Here is a 19,477-nt window from a genome sequence, read left to right on the forward strand (position 1 = left end):
TGGTTGCGGGGGCAGGACTTGAACCTACGACCTTCGGGTTATGAGCCCGACGAGCTACCAACTGCTCCACCCCGCGATATTATTGGTGCCGAAGACCGGAATTGAACCGGTACGATGGTTTAAGCATCGCAGGATTTTAAGTCCTGTGCGTCTGCCAGTTCCGCCACTTCGGCATGTCATTGCTAAGCAACAAGATTTATTATATAATATATTTTAATACATGTCAACAAAAAAATTTTGTTCTCATAATAAATAGCAATTTATTGTTTGTTCATTAATCCTTTATACAAACAGAAGAGGCTAAATAGCCTCTTTATTTACCTTAATAGGAGCCTTTTTTATAACCACCATGGCCCTTTGCTTCTTGATGCCTTTTTAAATCTTGAAATCTTTCTTCGCTATCTTTTAAAAACTTAGATAATCTATCTTCAAACTCAACTCCGATTCCATTACCGCCGTTATTATTACTGCTGCTATTATTACTATTACTATTACGATTGCTATATCCATTATCATTTCCATATCCATTTTGTTTTGGTTTAGGACTTTTAGTCCAATCGATATCGATTGGTTTAGATGTTTTCTGAGGAACAGAAGCTTGCTTTATAGATAAACTTATTTTTCCACCTTCATCAACTGACAAAACTTTAACTTTCACTTTATCTTGTTCTTTTAAATAATCTTTGATATCTTTTACAAAAGTATCAGCTACCTCGGAAATATGAACTAGACCTGTTTTACCGTCCACGTCAACAAATGCACCAAAATTTGTAATGTTAATTATTGTTCCTTCTAGAATTGTTCCTGCCTTTAAGGTCATATTAAAAAGATTCCTCCTTGATTATGTTTTATATTTTTATAATATGCTTACCTCACAACAAACTTTAGAGAAAATCCCTAAGTATATATATCTAATATATTTATTCATGCAAAACATGCATAATATAAATAAATTTAACTGTGATGTAATCATAGTATTTATTTATTATTACTTCCATTGATTACAGTAATCTCTCCCTGCTTAATAAGACCCAACTTTTCCCTAGCTAGCTTTTCGCTATATTGATCAGAGCGTGCCATCTTAAGTTCATCCTGTAATTTCTGATTTGAACTTTTAAGTTCTTTGGTTTCTGTAGCTTTGCTGTCAATCTGCGCCTGTATTTTGTTCATAGTTATCTGCTGGTTTACTGCCACATAGCACATATTAATAACAAAAATACCAATTATTAAGAATTTTATTTTAGCTCCTTTTATCATACCACATACCTCTCAACATTTAACCTCACAGTAAGTATACCTATATTTTAAATTTTTTACTAGATATATTCAAGTTTTTTATTATTTATTTTTTTCATTAGGGAAAAAATGATTAATTACTAGCCTAAACGGATACATTATTATATTGAATGTTATCCTCAAATTTCGTGAAATAATATCAAATAACCTAATTTCGAAAATTATGAGTTTGCTACTAAAAAACTTAAAGTATATATAAATTCCAATAATAATAAAAGCATATGAATATGTGTTAATAATGGCTCCATCCTTGTAAAACAAAAAAACAAAAACTATTATGCTTATTAATACCCAGAACAATATGTCCTCAACAAATATAATTATTTTATTTTCAATTTGATTTCCCCGTATAGCTCTATATATATCAAATGATACACCGGTAATAAATCCTCCAATTAGACTAAAAAAAAGCAAGTTGAACTGCAAATAATTTGACAATACCATACTTTCACCTAAACAGCCTATTTAAAATACTATCTTTATTTTTTGTATTTTCTTTTTCTGAATATTCAAAGGAATTTATTTTTCCGGTTATCATAATATCTCCATTTTGCACATCAAGTTTATTCATTTTTAAATTATTACCTTTTAATGTTAAACTCCCTAAACTAGTAGTTAAAATAATGATTTGTTCATTAAAACTTATTACTTCATTTACTCCAGTAATAGCTAACTTCTTTCTACTTTCAAGCACTAAATTACTTTTTTTATCCTCAATCTTTGCTTCCATAGTTTTCCCTCCTATTCCACTTATAAAATATATATGTAAAATAGAATACTTATATTACTATGTGTTATTCTTTATCTTCCACACCTAATAAAATTTCATACATTTGTTTTGCATCTTCCTTATGAACATAATTTGATATATTTAATATTCTAGCCTTTAATACTTTTTCTGCGTACCTTATTTCTATTATGTCGCCCTCTATAACATCCGTGCTTGGTTTTGCTACTTTTTCATTAATTGAAACTCTGCCACTTTCACATGCTTCTTTTGCCACCGTTCTTCTTTTTATAATCCTTGATACTTTTAAATATCTGTCTAATCTCATAACAGCCTCCCACAATTCATATGATATAGTATTTATTGTCATATTAACAAAAAACCTGGATAAAATCCAGGTTTTTCATAAAAATTTAATAAAACTATTTATTTACTCGTTCTTTAAATTCTTTCCCTGCTTTAAATACAGGAACAGTTGATGCTGGTATAGTTATTTCTTCTTTAGATCTTGGATTTCTACCTTTTCTTTCAGCTCTGTCTCTTGTTTCAAAAGTTCCAAATCCTACTAGTTGAACTTTTTCACGTTTTTCTAGAGCTTCCTCTATACTTTCAACAAATCCCTTTAGAGCTGATTCTGCATCTTTCTTTGTTAAATTACTTTTTTCTGCTATGCTACTAATTAATTCTGCTTTATTCACTTTTGTTACCTCCTTAAATAATTAAGAATACGTTATAACCCTTTATAGCATATTCTTCATACGTTTTTAAAATCCTTCTTTTTTGAAGTATTTTATAGAAATTTAATAAATTCACAAACTTTTGACTTCATTCCATAATATATCCATGTCCTTCAGGGACATCTCATCTAAATTAGTATTCATGGCTTTTGCCTTTAGTTCCATGAACTCAAAACGTTTAATGAATTTATCTATAGTATAATTTAAAGCATTTTCTGGGTCGATGTCAAGGAATCTAGCAACATTTACTACTCTAAATGCTAAATTACCCACTTCTTCTAATATCTTTTCCCTATTTATGCCTTTATATACATCTTTTACTTCGTTTATTTTTTCTGAAACTTTATACATAGAATCTTCTATTTTTTCAAAATCCAAACCAAATTTTGCTGCTTTTTTTTGTACTTTTTCTGCTCTCATAAGTGCTGGTAAATTTTTAGGAACATGATTTAAAGCATCTGTATAGCTCTGCAATTTTTGTTCTTTCATTTTATTTTTTTCCCAATTATCTATGACTATTTCTGATGTATTTTCACTTGTATTTTCATTACCAAAGACATGAGGATGCCTTTTAATCATTTTATTTGATATTGCCTTTATAATATCATTTATGTTATAATATCCTTCTTCTTTTCCTATTTGAGCATGAAATACAACCTGTAGTAGTACATCTCCAAGTTCCTCAACAACCATATCTTCATTGTTTTTCCCAAGTGCTTCTAATACTTCATAACTTTCCTCTATAAGACATCTCTTTATGGATTCATGGGTTTGTTCTCTATCCCAAGGGCAACCATTTTCTCCGCGTAATGTCTCAATTATTCCCAATAAGTCATAAAAGTCCGTTGTATTATCTAGGCATTTAGGTATGTAAATAGATGTTAAATAATCTATATCTTCCTGCCTGTCAAGCTCATATAGTTCCATTTTTCTTATACTTTCTAATCCTTTTATTCCAGCTGCTCTTACAAAATATATTTCAGTGTTATCTTTATAATACTCAAGTAAGGTCAGTTTTACTTCCGATGCTATAAGCTTATTATAAACTTGAGTAATTATTAATCCTGATCTCTTATCCATAATTTGGTTTTTTATATCAAAGGCATCAATTATTTTAACCCCATTTATAGGATCAATCTTAAGCGCCTCCATTATAGCATCAATAAAGCTTACTGCTGGTAGTATTTTAATATCTATATTCTTATCCGTGCAAAGCCTCAAAAGTATGCTGACTGACTTTTCAGCTACTAGAGGATGTCCTGGAACCGCATATACTATATCTCCTAATATTTTCTGTTGTTTTATCAAATCTTCAGCAATAGAAACATATACGTCATCAAAACTTTGTGATTTATCGTAAACATTATCATAAGTTTTAAAATTTATTTTTTCATCTTCCAGATATTTAACTGTAGGGTGTTTGATTGTTCTAAGAAATATATTCTTACTGGTTTTTAAAATTTCTACCGTCCCCATAGTTAATGCACTTAAATCTCCAGGCCCTAAGCCAACTACGCTAATCATAACTCTATCTCCTTCAAATCTTATTGGCATTATCAAATTAATTTAATGTTTTTTCCGTATTTTATTTTTTATTTGACTATAGCTAAATATGCCAAAGGATAAAACTAAAATTGAGTATATAATAATGCCTATAAATACAGCAGAGAAACATGCTATACTGCTACTCATTGTACTATTATAGACATTTAAATAAATAAATACAACTACGATAGTCATTATTACTGATGCATAAGCTGGTTTTATTATAATATCATAAATATTTATTTTTATACCTAATTCACTTTTAACATTCCATAAATTCAGCAATGCTACAAGTACATAACCAGTTATTGTTCCAATTACAGCACCATATACATTAATACTAGGTATTGGTACTAAAATCATAGTTATAATTACTTTTACAATGCAGGCCACCAAAATATTTCTTACTGGCAAAGTATACTTACCAATTCCTTGCAATATTGCAGTACTTGTCTGAGTTAAAGTTATAAATGGTATTGAAATACTCAAGAATCTTAAAATATTATCTCCTCCACCATTGCCTGGAAAAATCAAGTTTAATATAGGTCTTGACATGAAAAAAAGACCACAGAAAGATGGTATTCCAATTACCATCGATGCCCTCATTGCCAAATGAACTTTATTAATAACCTGACTCTTTTTATTTAGAATATAAGCCTCAGAAATTATGGGAACTAAAGATGAGCATAATGCTATTGATAACGTTAATGGTACATTAATTAAAACAAATGCTTTGCCTGTAAGTTGCCCATAAAGTACTGTAGCTTCTTTATAAGTAAGCCCTGCTAATAAAAGCTTTTGAGGAACAATTATGGAATCCAGTAGGCTCATAACGCTACTAACAGCTGCTCCAATTGAAATTGGAATAGCAATATATAAAAGTTTAAACATAATATTGCTTTCTTTATGGGTAGTTTTTGTTTTAACTTTTGTTTGAGTTTTCAAATATTTTATTGTTAAATAAATACCAGCCACTATTGCTCCAAATGATGCTCCAAAAGCTGCTCCACCTGCGGAATACTCTATTCCCTTTGAAATTAATAAATATGCAAGACCAACCCCAACGATTACCCTACCACATTGCTCTAATATCTGTGATATTGCAGTTGGAATCATATTCTGAAATCCCTGAAAATATCCTCTAAGCGCACTTACTATAGATATGCAAAGGGGAGCTCCTGCAATAGCTATTAAAGAGTAGTAAGACTTCTTGTCCCAATTAAGTGCTGATATTATTTGATGGCTAAATAATAAAATAAACCCTGTGAAGCTTCCTCCCATTATAAACATAAGTATAAGCGCCTTTTTAAGTACCAATGCGGCTGCTTCAGTGTCACCAGTAGCATTCCTCTCTGATACCATTTTTGATATAGCTACAGGCATTCCTGACGCAATAGCTATAAAAAACATATATAACGGATATGACATCTGATAATATCCTATTCCTTCATCTCCAATTAACATTATTAATGGCCATCTAAAAAATATACCTAAAAACCTTGTAAAAATACCTGCCAATCCTAAAATAAATGTTCCTTTGATAAGCGATTGTTTTCTCATAATAAATAATACCTCCAAAACCTCTATAAATATTAATATTTCAGTTTCAAAGGTATTATTACTCTTTAATTTTACTTACAATTTCATGTTAGTTTTAAAGCTAAATATTATTACATTATTGTTCCATCTGCTTTCCTAAAAACATAGCAGCAGTTTCACTTAATTTTGTCTCCGTTTCCCCAAATGTTACTCCAGTATCTTTAGATACTATAACTACAGCTCCAATAGAATCTCCTTCGGAAATTATAGGTGCAATTACTTCTGATGAATATTTTTCACTTACATCTTCATCATCATATACAGGAACTGCTTTGTTGCTACTATCACTTAAAGTATATGTTTTTCTATCGTTCATTATTTTTTCAAGTTCATTACTAACACGTTTTTCAAAATATTCTTTCTTCACTCCCCCACTTACAGCTATAATAGTATCTTTATCGCAAATAGCTACTATATTTCCAATTGAGCTATTTATTGATTCTGCATATTCTTTTGCAAAATCTCCTAGTTCCCCTATTGGTGAATATTTTTTAAGAATAACACCTCCTTCTCTATCAGTAAATATTTCTAGTGGATCTCCTTCTCTAATCCTCAAAGTTCTCCTTATTTCCTTTGGTATAACAACCCTACCAAGATCGTCTATTCTTCTAACTATACCAGTTGCTTTCATGTATATTACCTCCTAAGATAATGTAAATATTTATATCTATAGTATCTTACTAGTTATGAAATTTTATGCATAAATGCATACTTTATATATATGTCACAAGAAAATTTATTTTTTTCATAATATCAGTGAATTATGAAAAAAATAAGTGATTAATTTGAATAGATGAGTAAAAAAATCCTTGGCATGATGAAATTTTAGGGATGCAAATAAATTTGTTTACACACAAATCTATTTGCATCCCTATTTCATTGAATTTTTGAGTTTTTGCAAAAAATCTTTATTAGCTTATCAATTGGGTTATTTACTTATTTCTGAAGAATTCTCAGTGATTTTTGCTTCTTTTTTCCATTGATCAAGAGTTTTTTCATATTGAGTCTGTTTTGAATTAGTTAAAACTGTAGCTTTTACTGTATCCTTAACAGCATCAAGTTTTTTCACTGCGTAGTCCATTCTTGAAACACACTTGATTATATGAAATCCATATTGAGTTTGAACCGGTTGTGAAACTTCTCCAGCTTTAAGTTTCAAAGCGGCTGCCATAAATGTAGGATCAAAAGCATTAGTAGAATCTGAATTAGTCTGATCATGATCTCCTAGATCTCCACCACCATCTTTACTACCTGTATCAGTAGAATTTTGTTTTGCAAGTGTACCGAAATCTGCTCCTTTAGTAAGTTGAGCCTCAATGCTATCTGCAGCTGCTTTTGTTGCAACTAAAATGTGTGCTAGATGTATTGTATTAGGCTTTTCAGTATATAAAAGTGGATTTTTATTATAATAATCTGTAATCTGCTTATCAGTTACTTTTACATTTTTAGTCATATAATCAGTAACTTTTTCAATTATAACGCTATTTCTCATTTGAGCTTTTAGTGAAGCTTCCGTGTATCCATTTTGAGTTAATGCAGCTTTCCAATCACTGTCTTTCTTATACTGATCTTGAGCTCGCATTGCATCGTACTGTTTTTTTACAGCAGCATTTATAGTTGCTTCTGTTGGTACTAGCTTAAGAGTTGTGGCTTTTTGAAGTAATAATTTTTCTGTTTCCATTTGTTGAAGCATTTTTGTTTTTGCTTGATCTAATTGAGTTTTAGCATCAGCATTAGTTGCATAATTTGTACCATATTGCTGTATCAACTGATTTTCTGTACTTTTCATTCTGCTTTCTAGGTCAGCTCTTGTTATCTTATCACTATTTACACTAGCTAATACTGTGTTATTAATACCCGCTTGAGTTTTTTGTACTAAGTTACAACCACTTAATGCTACTGTAAGTATTCCAACTACAGCTAATGCCATAATTTTTTTTACGTTTTTCAATGTTATTCCCCCTAAAATTTCATGATATTTTAGTCACATGTGATTAATTTTATCATATATTTAATCTGTTTCATATGTTGATTTCATATATTCAAAAAGCTTTATTAAATTTTCAAGTATATCGTCTCTTTTTAAATCTTTCAAACTATACACTATCATAGGATTTTCGGCAGTTTTGAATATTATGCTTTTACTGTAATTTTTTATTAAAGATGTTACTAATTTTTCACTTATTCTTTCTTTACTTTCAAACTTAATGTTTACGAATTCTATTTTGTCCTTTATTTCAATAATTCCTATTGATTTAGCAATTGCTTTAACATAGGCTATAATCATAAGATTATCAACGGATTTAGGTATATTTGAGAATCGATCTTCTAGCTCTTCTTGTACATCATAGAACTCATCTTTGGTTTCTATAGCCGCAATCTTCTTATATACTTCAATCTTTTGAAGTTCATCCTCTATATAAGAATTTGGAATATAAGCATCTACCTTAATTTCTATTGTAGTTTCTATGAGATGGAAATCTTCATCCCCTTTATACTGCCTAATAGCATCATCAAGCATCCTACAATACAAATCATATCCAATTGCTGCCATATGACCATGTTGAGCGGAACCCATCATATTTCCTGCCCCTCTTATTTCAAGATCTCGCATAGCAATCTTAAAGCCTGAACCAAGTGCTGTGAATTCCTTTATAGCTTTCAGTCTTTTTTCTGCAACTTCTGCTAATATTTTGTCTTTTCTATATGTAAAATAAGCATAAGCTATCCTGTTTGTTCTTCCAACCCGTCCTCGCAATTGGTATAGCTGCGATAAGCCCATTCTATCTGCATCATATATAATCATAGTATTTACATTCTGAATATCTATACCAGTTTCAATTATAGTTGTGCATAGTAGTAAATCATAATCCTTGTTCATAAATCCATGCATAACAGTTTCTAATTCTCTTTCAGTCATTTGCCCATGTGCCACTGCAATTTTTATCTCTGGTACTAAACTAGAAATTCTTGCGGACATTTCGTTTATAGTCTCAACTCTATTATATACAAAAAATATCTGACCGTCTCTATTGATTTCTCTCATTATAGCATCTCTAATTAGTTGATCGTTATACTCTACTACATATGTCTGAACAGGATATCTTTCCTCTGGCGGAGTTTCAATAACACTAATATCTCTAACACCTGTAAGGGACATATGGAGCGTCCTTGGTATAGGTGTCGCTGTCAGCGTAAGTACATCTACATTCTTTTTAAGGTTTTTAATCTTTTCCTTATGTGTTACACCAAATCTCTGTTCTTCATCCACAACTAGAGCTCCTAAGTCTTTAAACTGTATGTCCTTTTGAAGTATCCTATGTGTTCCAATAAGTATATCTACATTGCCTTCCTTTAATGACTGGATTGTGGCTTTCTGCTGAGCTGGACTTCTAAATCTACTTAGCATATCAACTTTTATTGGAAAATCAGAAAATCTTTTTATGAAATTATTATAGTGTTGTTCTGCCAAAATAGTTGTTGGTACTAAAAATGCAACCTGTTTGCCATCCATAACTGCTTTAAATGCAGCCCTTACTGCAACTTCAGTCTTACCGAAACCAACATCTCCACATAATAATCTGTCCATAACTTTTCCGCTTTCCATGTCGTTCTTTATGTCCTGTATTGCACTTAATTGGTCTGGAGTTTCATCAAATGGAAATTCCTCTTCAAATTGTTTTTGCCATACGGTATCCTTTGAATAGGTATATCCAGTTGTAGCAGACCTTATGGCATATAATTTAACTAATTCTTCTGCTATCTCATTAATAGCTTTTTTTACTTTAGTTTTAGCCTTATTCCATTCATTGCCCCCAAGCTTGTTGACCTTTGGGGAATTACCTTCACTACCAATGTACTTTTGCACTAAATCAAGCTGCTCAACAGGCACAAATAATTTATCATCACTAGAATAGCTAACTTCAAGATAATCCTTCTTGTGACCATCTACTTCCAGTTGTTTTATACCCTTATAAACACCTATTCCATGATTTAAATGAACAACATAATCTCCTGGTTTAAGCTCTGTAAAACTCTTTAGCTTATTAGCGCCCTTTTTAACTTTCTTTTTTGTTTTTCTTTTTGTTTCACCAAATAATTCTTTATCTGAAATAGCACAAATCTTAAGGTCAGGATACTCAAAGCTATTACTTTGGCTACCAAATGTTACAACAACTTCGCCAAATTCTATACTTTGTAATTCATTTTTATAAGTGGCCTCAATGCCTCTATCCTTGATAGTATTTACAAGCCTTTCACCCCTTGGTTTGCTTCCGCAGAGGATTATAGTTTTATAACCAGCATGTTTTTTCTTTACTATTTCATCTAAAAGCAAGTCCATGACTCCACCAAATCCACTTAATGTAATTGATCTGAAATTTGAACTTGTGCTAGCAGTTAAAAAACCATTTGATTTTTCAATTCCCACCATATTTATTATGTTACTTTCTTTAAACCTTTCATATACTTCCTGTTCGTCTATAAGAAGTTTTCCTTGACTTGGTAGTATATCTCCCTTTTTGAGAAATGATTCATAGCTATCTCTAAACTCAAAATATACACTATCTAATTTTCCTTTGCATCGTACGTCGTCAGCCATTATTATTGTGGAATCTTTTACATAATCAAAAAATGTAGATGGTGACTCATAAAAAAATGGTAAATAACTATCTATAGTTGGAAACCCTGAGGTCTCCTTTAAGGTTTCAAGATTTCTATTAATTATTCCAGTTATTTTTTCCGCTGCCTCAGTGTCATGTTTTTCATTTAGATTTTTCACAACCACTTCAAGTTCTTGTTTTATCTTTTCATATCCACTTTCTATATTATGTTGCTCTAAAATCATTTCTTTTGCAGGGAATATATCTATTTTGTTTACTTTTTCGATACTTCTCTGTGAACTTGTATTAAAAGTTCTTATAGAGTCAACTTCATCTCCAAACAATTCAATTCTATATGGCAAACTTGAGGTTGGTATGAAAATATCAACTATCCCCCCTCTTATAGAATACTGACCTTTGTTTTCTACCGTCTCCACCATTTCATAACCTGAACATACAAGTTTGTTCCTAAATTCCTTGAGTTCAATTGTGTCACCAATTCCAACTTTATAAGAATATTTTTTAAATAATTCTATTGGTGCATACTGTGCAGCAAAGGCCTCCATGGAAGTAACTATAATCCTTCTACCTTTCTTTAGCATTTCCTTTAATACCTTAATTCTTTCCCATCTCAAATCCCCTGATATAGCATCAATGCTATAAAAAGCAACTTCTCTTGTAGGAAAATAATAAACGTTAGGTATATACAATGATAAATCTTCGTATATTTTTTTCGCTTCCACATCATTATCTGTAACAACAACAAAAGGATTATTCATTTCTTCATATGCGCTGTAAATAAAATAACTTCTTGCTGATTCTGCCAATCCAACAACACCTATAGGATACTTATGCGCATTTACGCTATCAATTACATTAATAAATTCCCTATTTTCTCTTAAAGGCTGTATAAACCCCCTAAATCTCATATAAACACCTCTTAATCTAGTCCTTGAAAGCCATTAAATTTATTCATAGCTTCCGTTATGCCTTCAGTTATTATGATATTTACCGCTTCGCTAGCTGCATTAAATACCCTATCAATAATGATTTTGTCTTCCCCACTAATTTTTCCTAAAACATGAGAAACAAGGTTTCCTTTTGGTCCGCCTACTCCAATTTTAATTCTTGGAAATATGTCACTGGATAAATTCAGTATAATATTTTTAATACCGTTATGGCCCCCTGCACTCCCAGATTTTCTAATTCTCATTCTTCCAACTTCAAGGCTAATATCATCATAAATAACTATTATGTTTTCATTTGATATTTTATAGAAATTACAAGCTTCTCTTACACTTTCACCACTTAAATTCATGTAAGTGCTGGGTTTTAAAAAAATAACTTTTTCATCTCCAATTTTTCCTTCACCATATGTACCTTTAAATTTTATCCTATTAATAGCAATATTATACTTACTACTAATTAAATCCATAACATCAAAACCAACATTATGTCTAGAATTTTTATATTCATGGCCAGGATTTCCAAGACCAACTATTAGATACACTATTTTCCACTCCCTTTTAATTTTATCACAACATTCTTATTATACTAAAGAAAAATTAAAAATGAAATGAAACTTCACTCAGATGGCTTTTAAATCACCACCTGAGTGTCATTTTAATAAATATATTTATATCACTACAAAATCTAGGGTTTTTCATTAACTGTTTGCTCTGAAAGAACAATATTAAGTTTAATTGATTTCCCATTCCTACTAACAATAATTGGCACTGAATCACCAACTTTATGGGTTACTAAAATATCTTGTAATTCTCCTGTTGATACCAGTTTCATGCTATCAAATTCAACTATTATATCTTTAGGTTTAATTCCAGACTTTGCTGCCTGGGTTCCTGATATAATATCCTTTACTAATACGCCATTTGGCTCTCCATTATCTCCCGTTATGTAATCTTCTGAATTTATTCCTAAAGATGGTCTTAGTACATGTCCGTTTTTCACTATAGAGTTTATTATAACCTTAGCATCATTTATGGAAATAGCCACACCCATTCCATCTTCATTATCACTTTCTGTAATTTTAAGATTATTAATACCTATAACTTCACCATTCATATTACAAAGAGCTCCACCATTATTTCCTGGATTTATAGTTGCCTCTGTTTGTAATACATTGTATGGTGTACTTGCTCCTGTTATGGTATCATGCAGTTTTTTATTTGTAGAGCTTATTATTCCAGTGGTGGTATCACCCCCAAATGGGCTTCCGATTGCCACAACATAATCTCCAAGTTGAACTGTTGTTGAATCGCCAAATACTACTGCTTGCAAATTTTTTCTATTAACTTTTAGAACAGCTAAATCGGTCAAAGTATCGTACCCTATTAGAGTGGCCTTTAATGGTGTTGTAACATTAGACAATCTTACAAAATATTTATTTGCACCTCGAATTAAATGATAATTTGTCACAATATAACCGTCTGACTTAAATATAATTCCTGATCCAGTATTAGAACTATTACTATCAGTATTATCATCACTATTACTTACTTCTACAACAGATTGACTTACTGATTGCGCAACCTCAGCTACTGAATTTGAAGTATCACCTTCATAGTTCTTAGAAATGCTATTACCTTGAATAACAGATTTATTATTATTTTCTTTTTCAAACTGGGAGTATTTTTTGTCTGCAATATATGTAGCTGATATTCCACCAGAAAAAGCAGCTACTAGTATAAAAACTATTCCTTTAGAAATCTTTATAAATATAGTTTTTCTATTTTTTTTTCTAAATTTTATCTCACCGCCAGAGCTCTCTTTCTTATGCTCCACATCTTCCCATTCAACATCTCTTATACCCTTTTCATCCTCTTTCAAAGTAACACCTCCTTCAGGAATATTTATATTTAAGCCTTTTTTAATGAGAAGGTAAATTCAACTTCTCCATCCTTAGTGTTTTTAACATATATATCTTCTCCATGTTGAGTAAGTATACTTCTGACTATAGGAAGCCCAAGTCCAGTACTTACCTTTGAAGTCCTTGATTTATCACTCTTATAAAACCGCTCCCACATGTACTTTAAATCTTCCTCTGATAAAGGTTTACTCTGATTAAATATGGAAACTAATACCTTATCACCCTTTATCTTAGTTGATATTCTTACCTTTCCTTTATCATCTACATATTTTATAGCATTATCTATTAAATTTGTAGCAACTTGCATTATTCTGTCTAAATCTCCTTTTACATTCAATACTTCTTTATCAAAAACAACATCCACCAATAAATTTTTTTCATTTATCTTTGTCTCAAATTTTATTACTGTACGTCTTATAATTTCATTAATGTCAAATCTAACCATATTAAGTGTATATCGTCCTGATTCAATTGTAGACAAATCCAAAAGATCATTTACAAGTCTTGTTAATCTTTGAGTCTCTTCATAGGCCAAAGTTAAATAATAATTTTCTTTTTCCTTTGGAATAACCCCATCAATTATTCCACCTATAAAACCCTTTATTGATGTTATAGGTGACCTTATTTCATGAGAGACATTTGAAATAAATTCTCTTCTGTTATCTTCAACCTTTGCAATAGAATCCGCCATGTCATTAAATGACTTGGCAAGTTCTCCAATTTCATCATCTGAGTTAACTGCTACCCTTATTCCAACATCGCCTTTTGATATTTTTTTAGCTACATCATTTATGTTTGAAAGTGGTTTTATAAGTATTTTCTGTGACAAATAATATATAACAATAGATGCTATTATTATTGCTAATATAGCCAATGCCCATATTATTACATATACCTTAGCCAGTGGCCTTGTTATTTCAGATAAAGGAGTATTCATCATTATAGCACCTGCAAATTTTACATTATAAATGCTGCTAATAGGTACTATATATATATGACTTGATACACTAATAAGTCCATCATATTTTCCGTTTTTTGTCACAACCTTATTGTTTCTTAATTTTTCTATATCATCACTACTTATCTGCTTACCAATAAGTTTATTATTTTTTATGTCTGACGCTTCATATACGTATCCATTATTGTCCAAAAGTATTATATTAGAATTAAAATTTTCACCATAGTTTTTTAAATAATAATCTAAAGTGCTTAGTGTCATATTTTTTTCTGCATAATTTACAGCCCAAGCGGCAATAACTTTTGCATCTTTATCAAATTGGTTTGTTATATCTTGAAAAAAATATGATTGAAACCAAATTGATAGCACAAGGGAGACAGTTACAAAACATATAGCTATAATAATTGTATAAGCTGCTATCATTTTGGCAAATAGCCCTTTTTTCATAAGCTATTTCACCTCAAATTTATATCCAACGCCCCAAACAGTCTCAATTTGCCAATTTGAGCCTCCCTGAAGTTTCTCTCTTAACCTTTTTACATGTACATCTACAGTTCTAGAATCACCTGGATAGTCGTAACCCCAAACTTCACATAAAAGTTGTTCTCTAGTGAATACTCTATTTTTGCTGTTTGCAAGGTAATGTAAAAGTTCAAACTCCTTAGGCGGCATTTTTATTTCTTCTCCATTGTAAACCACCGTGTAAGAATTCATATCAATTACAAGGTTGTCAAATTTTAGTTCTTCTTTGCTTTGACTATCAGCACTATATCTTCTTAGCACTGCTTTTACCCTAGCTATTAATTCCTTTGGCTCAAATGGCTTAACAACATAATCATCAGCTCCAAGCTCCAAGGCTAAAACCTTATCGAAAGTTTCTCCTTTAGCTGTAAGCATAATTACAGGAGTATCTGATTCTTTTCTTATAGCTTTTAGTACATCAATTCCATCCATATGTGGAAGCATTACATCCAAAAGCACTAAGTCTGGTTTATAATCAGCAAATACACTTACTGCTTCTTTACCATCGTAAGAAAGCCTTGTAGAGTACCCTGAGTTTTCAAGATATATTTTTATAATATCTGCAATATTTTCATCATCATCAACAATTAAGATGTTTCCTAATGTTCCTTCCATTTTTACACCCTCCTATTGGATCGTAAAACCATACTATTATAATCTATCATATTTTTGTAACATAATCGTTAATGTTACAAATTGTTAATTATAATTTAAAATATATAGCAAAACATCGCAAGCTACAGTAATAGTTTGCGATGTTTTGCTGTAGCTTATTTATCTGTCTTCGAATTCTTCTTCAAATATTTTGCTTACCGCAATATCCTCATAAATTCTTCTTATAGCTTCTGCGAAAAGATTTGCCACAGTTAAAACCTTTATTTTGCTACAAATTTTATTATCTGGAACTGGTATTGTATCTAAAATCACAACTTGCTTTATTACTGAATTTTCAATTCTTTCCAAAGCTGGTCCTGACAACACACCATGAGTACAGCAAGCATAAATTTCTGTTGCTCCCAATTTCATAAGGGCGTCAGCTGCATTGGTAATAGATCCAGCAGTATCAATTAAATCATCAACTAAAATGACTTTTTTACCTTTTATATCTCCGATTATATTAACTACTTCTGAAACATTTGGTCTAGGTCTTCTTTTATCTACTATGGCCATTGGTGCTCCAAGTTTTTCGGAGAATTGTCTTGTTCTTTTAATTCCACCAATATCAGGTGATACCAATACTAATTCGTCTTTATCAAAATTTAGCGTTTTAAAATATTTAGCTAGTATAGGAACTCCTTCTAAATGATCTACTGGTATATCAAAGAATCCTTGTATCTGAGCAGCATGTAAATCCATTGTAAGCACTCTATCTGCGCCAGCTGTATGTATTAAATCAGCTACGAGTTTTGCAGTTATTGGCTGTCTAGCCTTAGCTTTTCTGTCCTGTCTTGCATAAGCATAATGTGGTATTACAGCTGTTATTCTACCAGCGGAAGCTCTTTTAAATGCATCAAGCATAATTAAAAGCTCCATAAGGCTATCATTAACAGGCTCACAAAGTGTCTGAACTAAAAATACATCTGCTCCCCTTACAGTTTCATTAATATCCACAGAAGTTTCACCATTACTAAATTTTCCTACCTTTGAGTCACCAACTTCAACACCTAATATTTTAGCAATGTTTACTGCAAGTTCTGGATTTGAGTTACCTGTAAATATTTTAATGCTTTTTCCATGACAAATCATATAGATAAATCCTCCTAAATTTATTTAATCCTGTTTTTTGATACCCAACCTTCTTTGTTAACCTGCTTGGCTCTTGCTATTGCAAGACTGCCCTCTTTGACTTTTTCTGTTATTGTTGAACCTGCTGCTATATATGTGTTATCTTCAACCTCTACTGGTGAAACTAAATTTGTATTACATCCTATAAATGAATTATTGCCAATTATGGTTTTGTGCTTAGTCTTTCCATCATAATTTACAACTACCGTACCACAACCAAAATTACATCCTTCTCCAACTTCTGCATCACCTATATATGTTAGATGGGCTACCTTAGTTTTATTTCCGATTGTAGATTTTTTAATTTCAACAAAATCACCAATTTTAACTTCTTTACCAATATTACTTTCGGGACGTATATAAGCAAAAGGACCTACTGTAGTATCCCTTCCAATTGAACTTTCCAAAATTACAGAACTTTGAATTGTTACTCTTTCATTTATAATAGTATCTGAAATTCTTGAATTAGGATATAGTATACATCCTTCTTTTATAATAGTTTTTCCTTCAATAAAATTTCCAGGATATATTATTGTATCTCTTTCTATTTCAACATCATCACCAATATATGTGGCATTAGGATCTATAATGGTAACACCATTTTCCATATGTCTTTTATTAATCCTTTGCCTCATGATGTGTTCCACATTAGCTAATTGTACCCTTGAATTAACTCCTAAAGTCTCTTGAAACTCCACTGCTATGGCTCCTACATTTTTTCCTGAATCCTTTAGTATTTGAACCATATCAGTTAGATAATATTCACCCTGCGCATTAGTATTATTTAATTTATCAATACCATCCAAAAGCGCCTTTATGTCAAAACAATACATTCCTGAATTAATTTCAGTTATTTTAAGTTCCTCTTTGCTACAATCCTTATGCTCAACTATTTTTTCCACACAGCCACTTGCATCTCTTACTATCCTACCATACCCACTTGGGTCTTCAAGTCTAGAAGTTATCAATGTAGCTTTAAATTTACCTTCTTGATGAAATTTTATACATTTATCAATGGTTTCTTTAACCATTAATGGTGCATCACCATTTAAAATAATTACAACACCATCTTTACCTTGCAAGTAATCCTTAGCACATATTACAGCATGGCCTGTTCCAAATTGCTCAGCTTGTAGTGAATAGCTTACATTTCTAGTAGCTGTAGCCTCTTTTAATTGTTCTGCTCCTTTTCCAATTATCACATTGACATCTTGAATATCTGAATTTCTCATTAAATCTATTACATAATTTACCATTTCTTTACCGCAAACTTTATGTATAACCTTTGGTAAATCAGATTTCATCCTTTTACCTTTACCACCGGCTAGAACCAATGCACACTTAAACACACTAACACCTCTTTATTTGTTAATATTTACCTTTAATTGCATGGTAATATTCTTTAACAACATTTTACGACAATTAACCTATTATATTATATTTTATTATTGATATATTTTCAACAGCAACAAGTATTTTTATTTTAATTAATTTAATTTTACGCAAAATAAAAAGGAGTACAACTCCTTTTTATTTTATTCTTCAGTTTCTGTTTTTACTATTTCTTCTTCAGACTCTGTTTTTACTACTTCTTCACTTTTAATTTCTTCACTCTTAACTTTTTCATATTCGTCTAAAATTGCTGTTTGGATTTTTTCCCTAGTGATTGTGTTTATTGGATGTGCTATGTCCTTGAATTCACCATCTGGTGTTTTTCTACTTGGCATTGCAATAAAAAGACCATTTTGACCTTCGATAACTTTTATGTCGTGAACGACAAATTCATTATCAAAAGTTACTGAAACTATGGCTTTCATTTTTCCTTCTGTAGTGATTTTTCTAATTCTTACATCTGTAATCTGCATTATCTAAATCCACCTCCAAGATGCTTTATACATTAATAATTCTCCATATGTTGTAATTTTCCTTCTTATTTTTCAAAAAATTATCAACTATTTTAAAAAATCTACTTTTTTACATTATTTGAAGGTACTAAAATTGCTGAACCATTTTCTGATATTCCATTAAATTGGATAATTGATATATAATTATTAAGTAATTTTGACTTATTTTCTGTGCTCTCCACTAGAACACCTATTCCTACAAGCTCACTATTAAATTCCCTAAGCATCTCGATTATACCAAGTGCTGTACCCCCGGCCTTCATAAAATCATCTACGAAAATACATTTGCTTCCTCTTTTTATAGATTTTCTTGATAATGACATACTCTGAATTCGCCTTCCAGACCCACTTACATAATTTATACTAACAGTTGGTCCTTCAGTAACCCTGTTGTCCCTTCTCACTATAATCAACTCAACACAAAGCATTTTTGCTACCTCATAAGCAAGTGGAATACCTTTTGTTTCAACTGTAACTACATATTGTACTCCTAAATTATTAAAATTTGAAGCAAGAATAACAGCTGCTTTATGCACAATCTCTGGGTTGTACATAATATCGGTCATATAAATAAAATTGCCCGGTATTATTCTATCTTTTTCCGCTAAAATAGCACAAAGACCTTCAGCGAATTTATTTTTTTCCTCTTGTGAACTATTACACACATATTTAATTCCACCAGAAGCACCAGCTATTGTTTCTATATTACCTACTTCTAACTTATTAAATATATCTCGTATTATAACTACATCTTCACTTATTGTAGATTTTGCCGCATTAAATACTTCTGTGAATTTATTTAAATTAACCATTTTGCTAGGATTTTCAACTAAAAGTTTTGTAATCGCAGCAATTCTTTGATTTCTACTAAATTTTTCCATACTACCACCTATTTACATTAGATTCCGAATCATTT

General features: G+C 31.0%; 19 protein-coding genes and 2 tRNA genes. All 21 read right to left on the bottom strand.

What is annotated here, in order from left to right:
- Nucleotides 1–76, bottom strand: a tRNA-Met gene (locus BR66_RS0104015).
- A gap of 7 nt (nt 77–83) precedes the next feature.
- Nucleotides 84–173, bottom strand: a tRNA-Leu gene (locus BR66_RS0104020).
- Nucleotides 174–322: 149 nt separating this feature from the next.
- Entirely contained in the window at nt 323–820 is a 498-nt protein-coding gene (locus BR66_RS0104025) for a S1 RNA-binding domain-containing protein (protein WP_026881752.1), read from the bottom strand.
- Between the two features lie 158 nt (nt 821–978).
- Nucleotides 979–1,257 (bottom strand): FtsB family cell division protein, encoded by a 279-nt coding sequence (locus tag BR66_RS0104030; protein WP_035795482.1) that lies wholly within the window; start codon nt 1,255–1,257, stop codon nt 979–981.
- Between the two features lie 81 nt (nt 1,258–1,338).
- Nucleotides 1,339–1,740 (bottom strand): spore cortex biosynthesis protein YabQ, encoded by a 402-nt coding sequence (gene yabQ, locus BR66_RS0104035; RefSeq protein ID WP_026881754.1) that lies wholly within the window; start codon nt 1,738–1,740, stop codon nt 1,339–1,341.
- A gap of 4 nt (nt 1,741–1,744) precedes the next feature.
- Nucleotides 1,745–2,026 carry a sporulation protein YabP gene (gene yabP / locus BR66_RS0104040; RefSeq protein WP_026881755.1) on the bottom strand — a complete coding sequence of 94 codons (282 nt, stop codon included), beginning with the start codon at nt 2,024–2,026 and terminating at the stop codon, nt 1,745–1,747.
- A gap of 64 nt (nt 2,027–2,090) precedes the next feature.
- A complete protein-coding gene (locus BR66_RS0104045; RefSeq protein WP_026881756.1) occupies nt 2,091–2,351 on the bottom strand; it encodes an RNA-binding S4 domain-containing protein in 261 nt (86 codons plus the stop codon).
- A 94-nt stretch (nt 2,352–2,445) separates the two neighbouring features.
- Entirely contained in the window at nt 2,446–2,721 is a 276-nt protein-coding gene (locus BR66_RS0104050) for an HU family DNA-binding protein (RefSeq protein ID WP_026881757.1), read from the bottom strand.
- A gap of 111 nt (nt 2,722–2,832) precedes the next feature.
- The gene (gene yabN, locus BR66_RS0104055; RefSeq protein WP_026881758.1) at nt 2,833–4,284 is read right to left on the bottom strand and encodes a bifunctional methyltransferase/pyrophosphohydrolase YabN; all 1,452 of its coding nucleotides are present in this window, start codon (nt 4,282–4,284) and stop codon (nt 2,833–2,835) included.
- 42 nt (nt 4,285–4,326) lie between these two features.
- Nucleotides 4,327–5,865 carry a putative polysaccharide biosynthesis protein gene (locus BR66_RS0104060; RefSeq protein WP_026881759.1) on the bottom strand — a complete coding sequence of 513 codons (1,539 nt, stop codon included), beginning with the start codon at nt 5,863–5,865 and terminating at the stop codon, nt 4,327–4,329.
- 115 nt (nt 5,866–5,980) lie between these two features.
- Nucleotides 5,981–6,535, bottom strand: a complete 555-nt coding sequence (gene spoVT, locus BR66_RS0104065) for a stage V sporulation protein T (protein WP_026881760.1) — start codon at nt 6,533–6,535, stop codon at nt 5,981–5,983.
- Between the two features lie 297 nt (nt 6,536–6,832).
- Nucleotides 6,833–7,855, bottom strand: coding sequence for a peptidylprolyl isomerase (locus BR66_RS0104070; protein ID WP_026881761.1), 1,023 nt, complete (start codon nt 7,853–7,855; stop codon nt 6,833–6,835).
- Nucleotides 7,856–7,915: 60 nt separating this feature from the next.
- The gene (gene mfd, locus BR66_RS0104075; protein ID WP_026881762.1) at nt 7,916–11,434 is read right to left on the bottom strand and encodes a transcription-repair coupling factor; all 3,519 of its coding nucleotides are present in this window, start codon (nt 11,432–11,434) and stop codon (nt 7,916–7,918) included.
- Between the two features lie 11 nt (nt 11,435–11,445).
- Nucleotides 11,446–12,015: an aminoacyl-tRNA hydrolase gene (gene pth / locus BR66_RS0104080; RefSeq protein WP_026881763.1), complete on the bottom strand. Its 570-nt coding sequence runs from the start codon at nt 12,013–12,015 to the stop codon at nt 11,446–11,448.
- A 143-nt stretch (nt 12,016–12,158) separates the two neighbouring features.
- Nucleotides 12,159–13,352 (bottom strand): S1C family serine protease, encoded by a 1,194-nt coding sequence (locus tag BR66_RS0104085; protein ID WP_026881764.1) that lies wholly within the window; start codon nt 13,350–13,352, stop codon nt 12,159–12,161.
- 29 nt (nt 13,353–13,381) lie between these two features.
- Nucleotides 13,382–14,797 (bottom strand): HAMP domain-containing sensor histidine kinase, encoded by a 1,416-nt coding sequence (locus BR66_RS0104090; RefSeq protein WP_026881765.1) that lies wholly within the window; start codon nt 14,795–14,797, stop codon nt 13,382–13,384.
- Between the two features lie 3 nt (nt 14,798–14,800).
- Nucleotides 14,801–15,487: a response regulator transcription factor gene (locus BR66_RS0104095; RefSeq protein WP_026881766.1), complete on the bottom strand. Its 687-nt coding sequence runs from the start codon at nt 15,485–15,487 to the stop codon at nt 14,801–14,803.
- A gap of 159 nt (nt 15,488–15,646) precedes the next feature.
- Nucleotides 15,647–16,618 carry a ribose-phosphate diphosphokinase gene (locus tag BR66_RS0104100; protein ID WP_026881767.1) on the bottom strand — a complete coding sequence of 324 codons (972 nt, stop codon included), beginning with the start codon at nt 16,616–16,618 and terminating at the stop codon, nt 15,647–15,649.
- A gap of 20 nt (nt 16,619–16,638) precedes the next feature.
- A complete protein-coding gene (gene glmU / locus BR66_RS0104105) occupies nt 16,639–18,006 on the bottom strand; it encodes a bifunctional UDP-N-acetylglucosamine diphosphorylase/glucosamine-1-phosphate N-acetyltransferase GlmU (protein WP_026881768.1) in 1,368 nt (455 codons plus the stop codon).
- Between the two features lie 186 nt (nt 18,007–18,192).
- Entirely contained in the window at nt 18,193–18,522 is a 330-nt protein-coding gene (gene spoVG / locus BR66_RS0104110) for a septation regulator SpoVG (protein ID WP_026881769.1), read from the bottom strand.
- Between the two features lie 101 nt (nt 18,523–18,623).
- Nucleotides 18,624–19,442, bottom strand: a complete 819-nt coding sequence (gene purR / locus BR66_RS0104115; protein WP_026881770.1) for a pur operon repressor — start codon at nt 19,440–19,442, stop codon at nt 18,624–18,626.
- Nucleotides 19,443–19,477 lie beyond the last annotated feature (35 nt).

Source organism: Clostridium akagii DSM 12554, assembly GCF_000686725.1.
In the GTDB taxonomy this organism is placed as follows: domain Bacteria; phylum Bacillota; class Clostridia; order Clostridiales; family Clostridiaceae; genus Clostridium_I; species Clostridium_I akagii.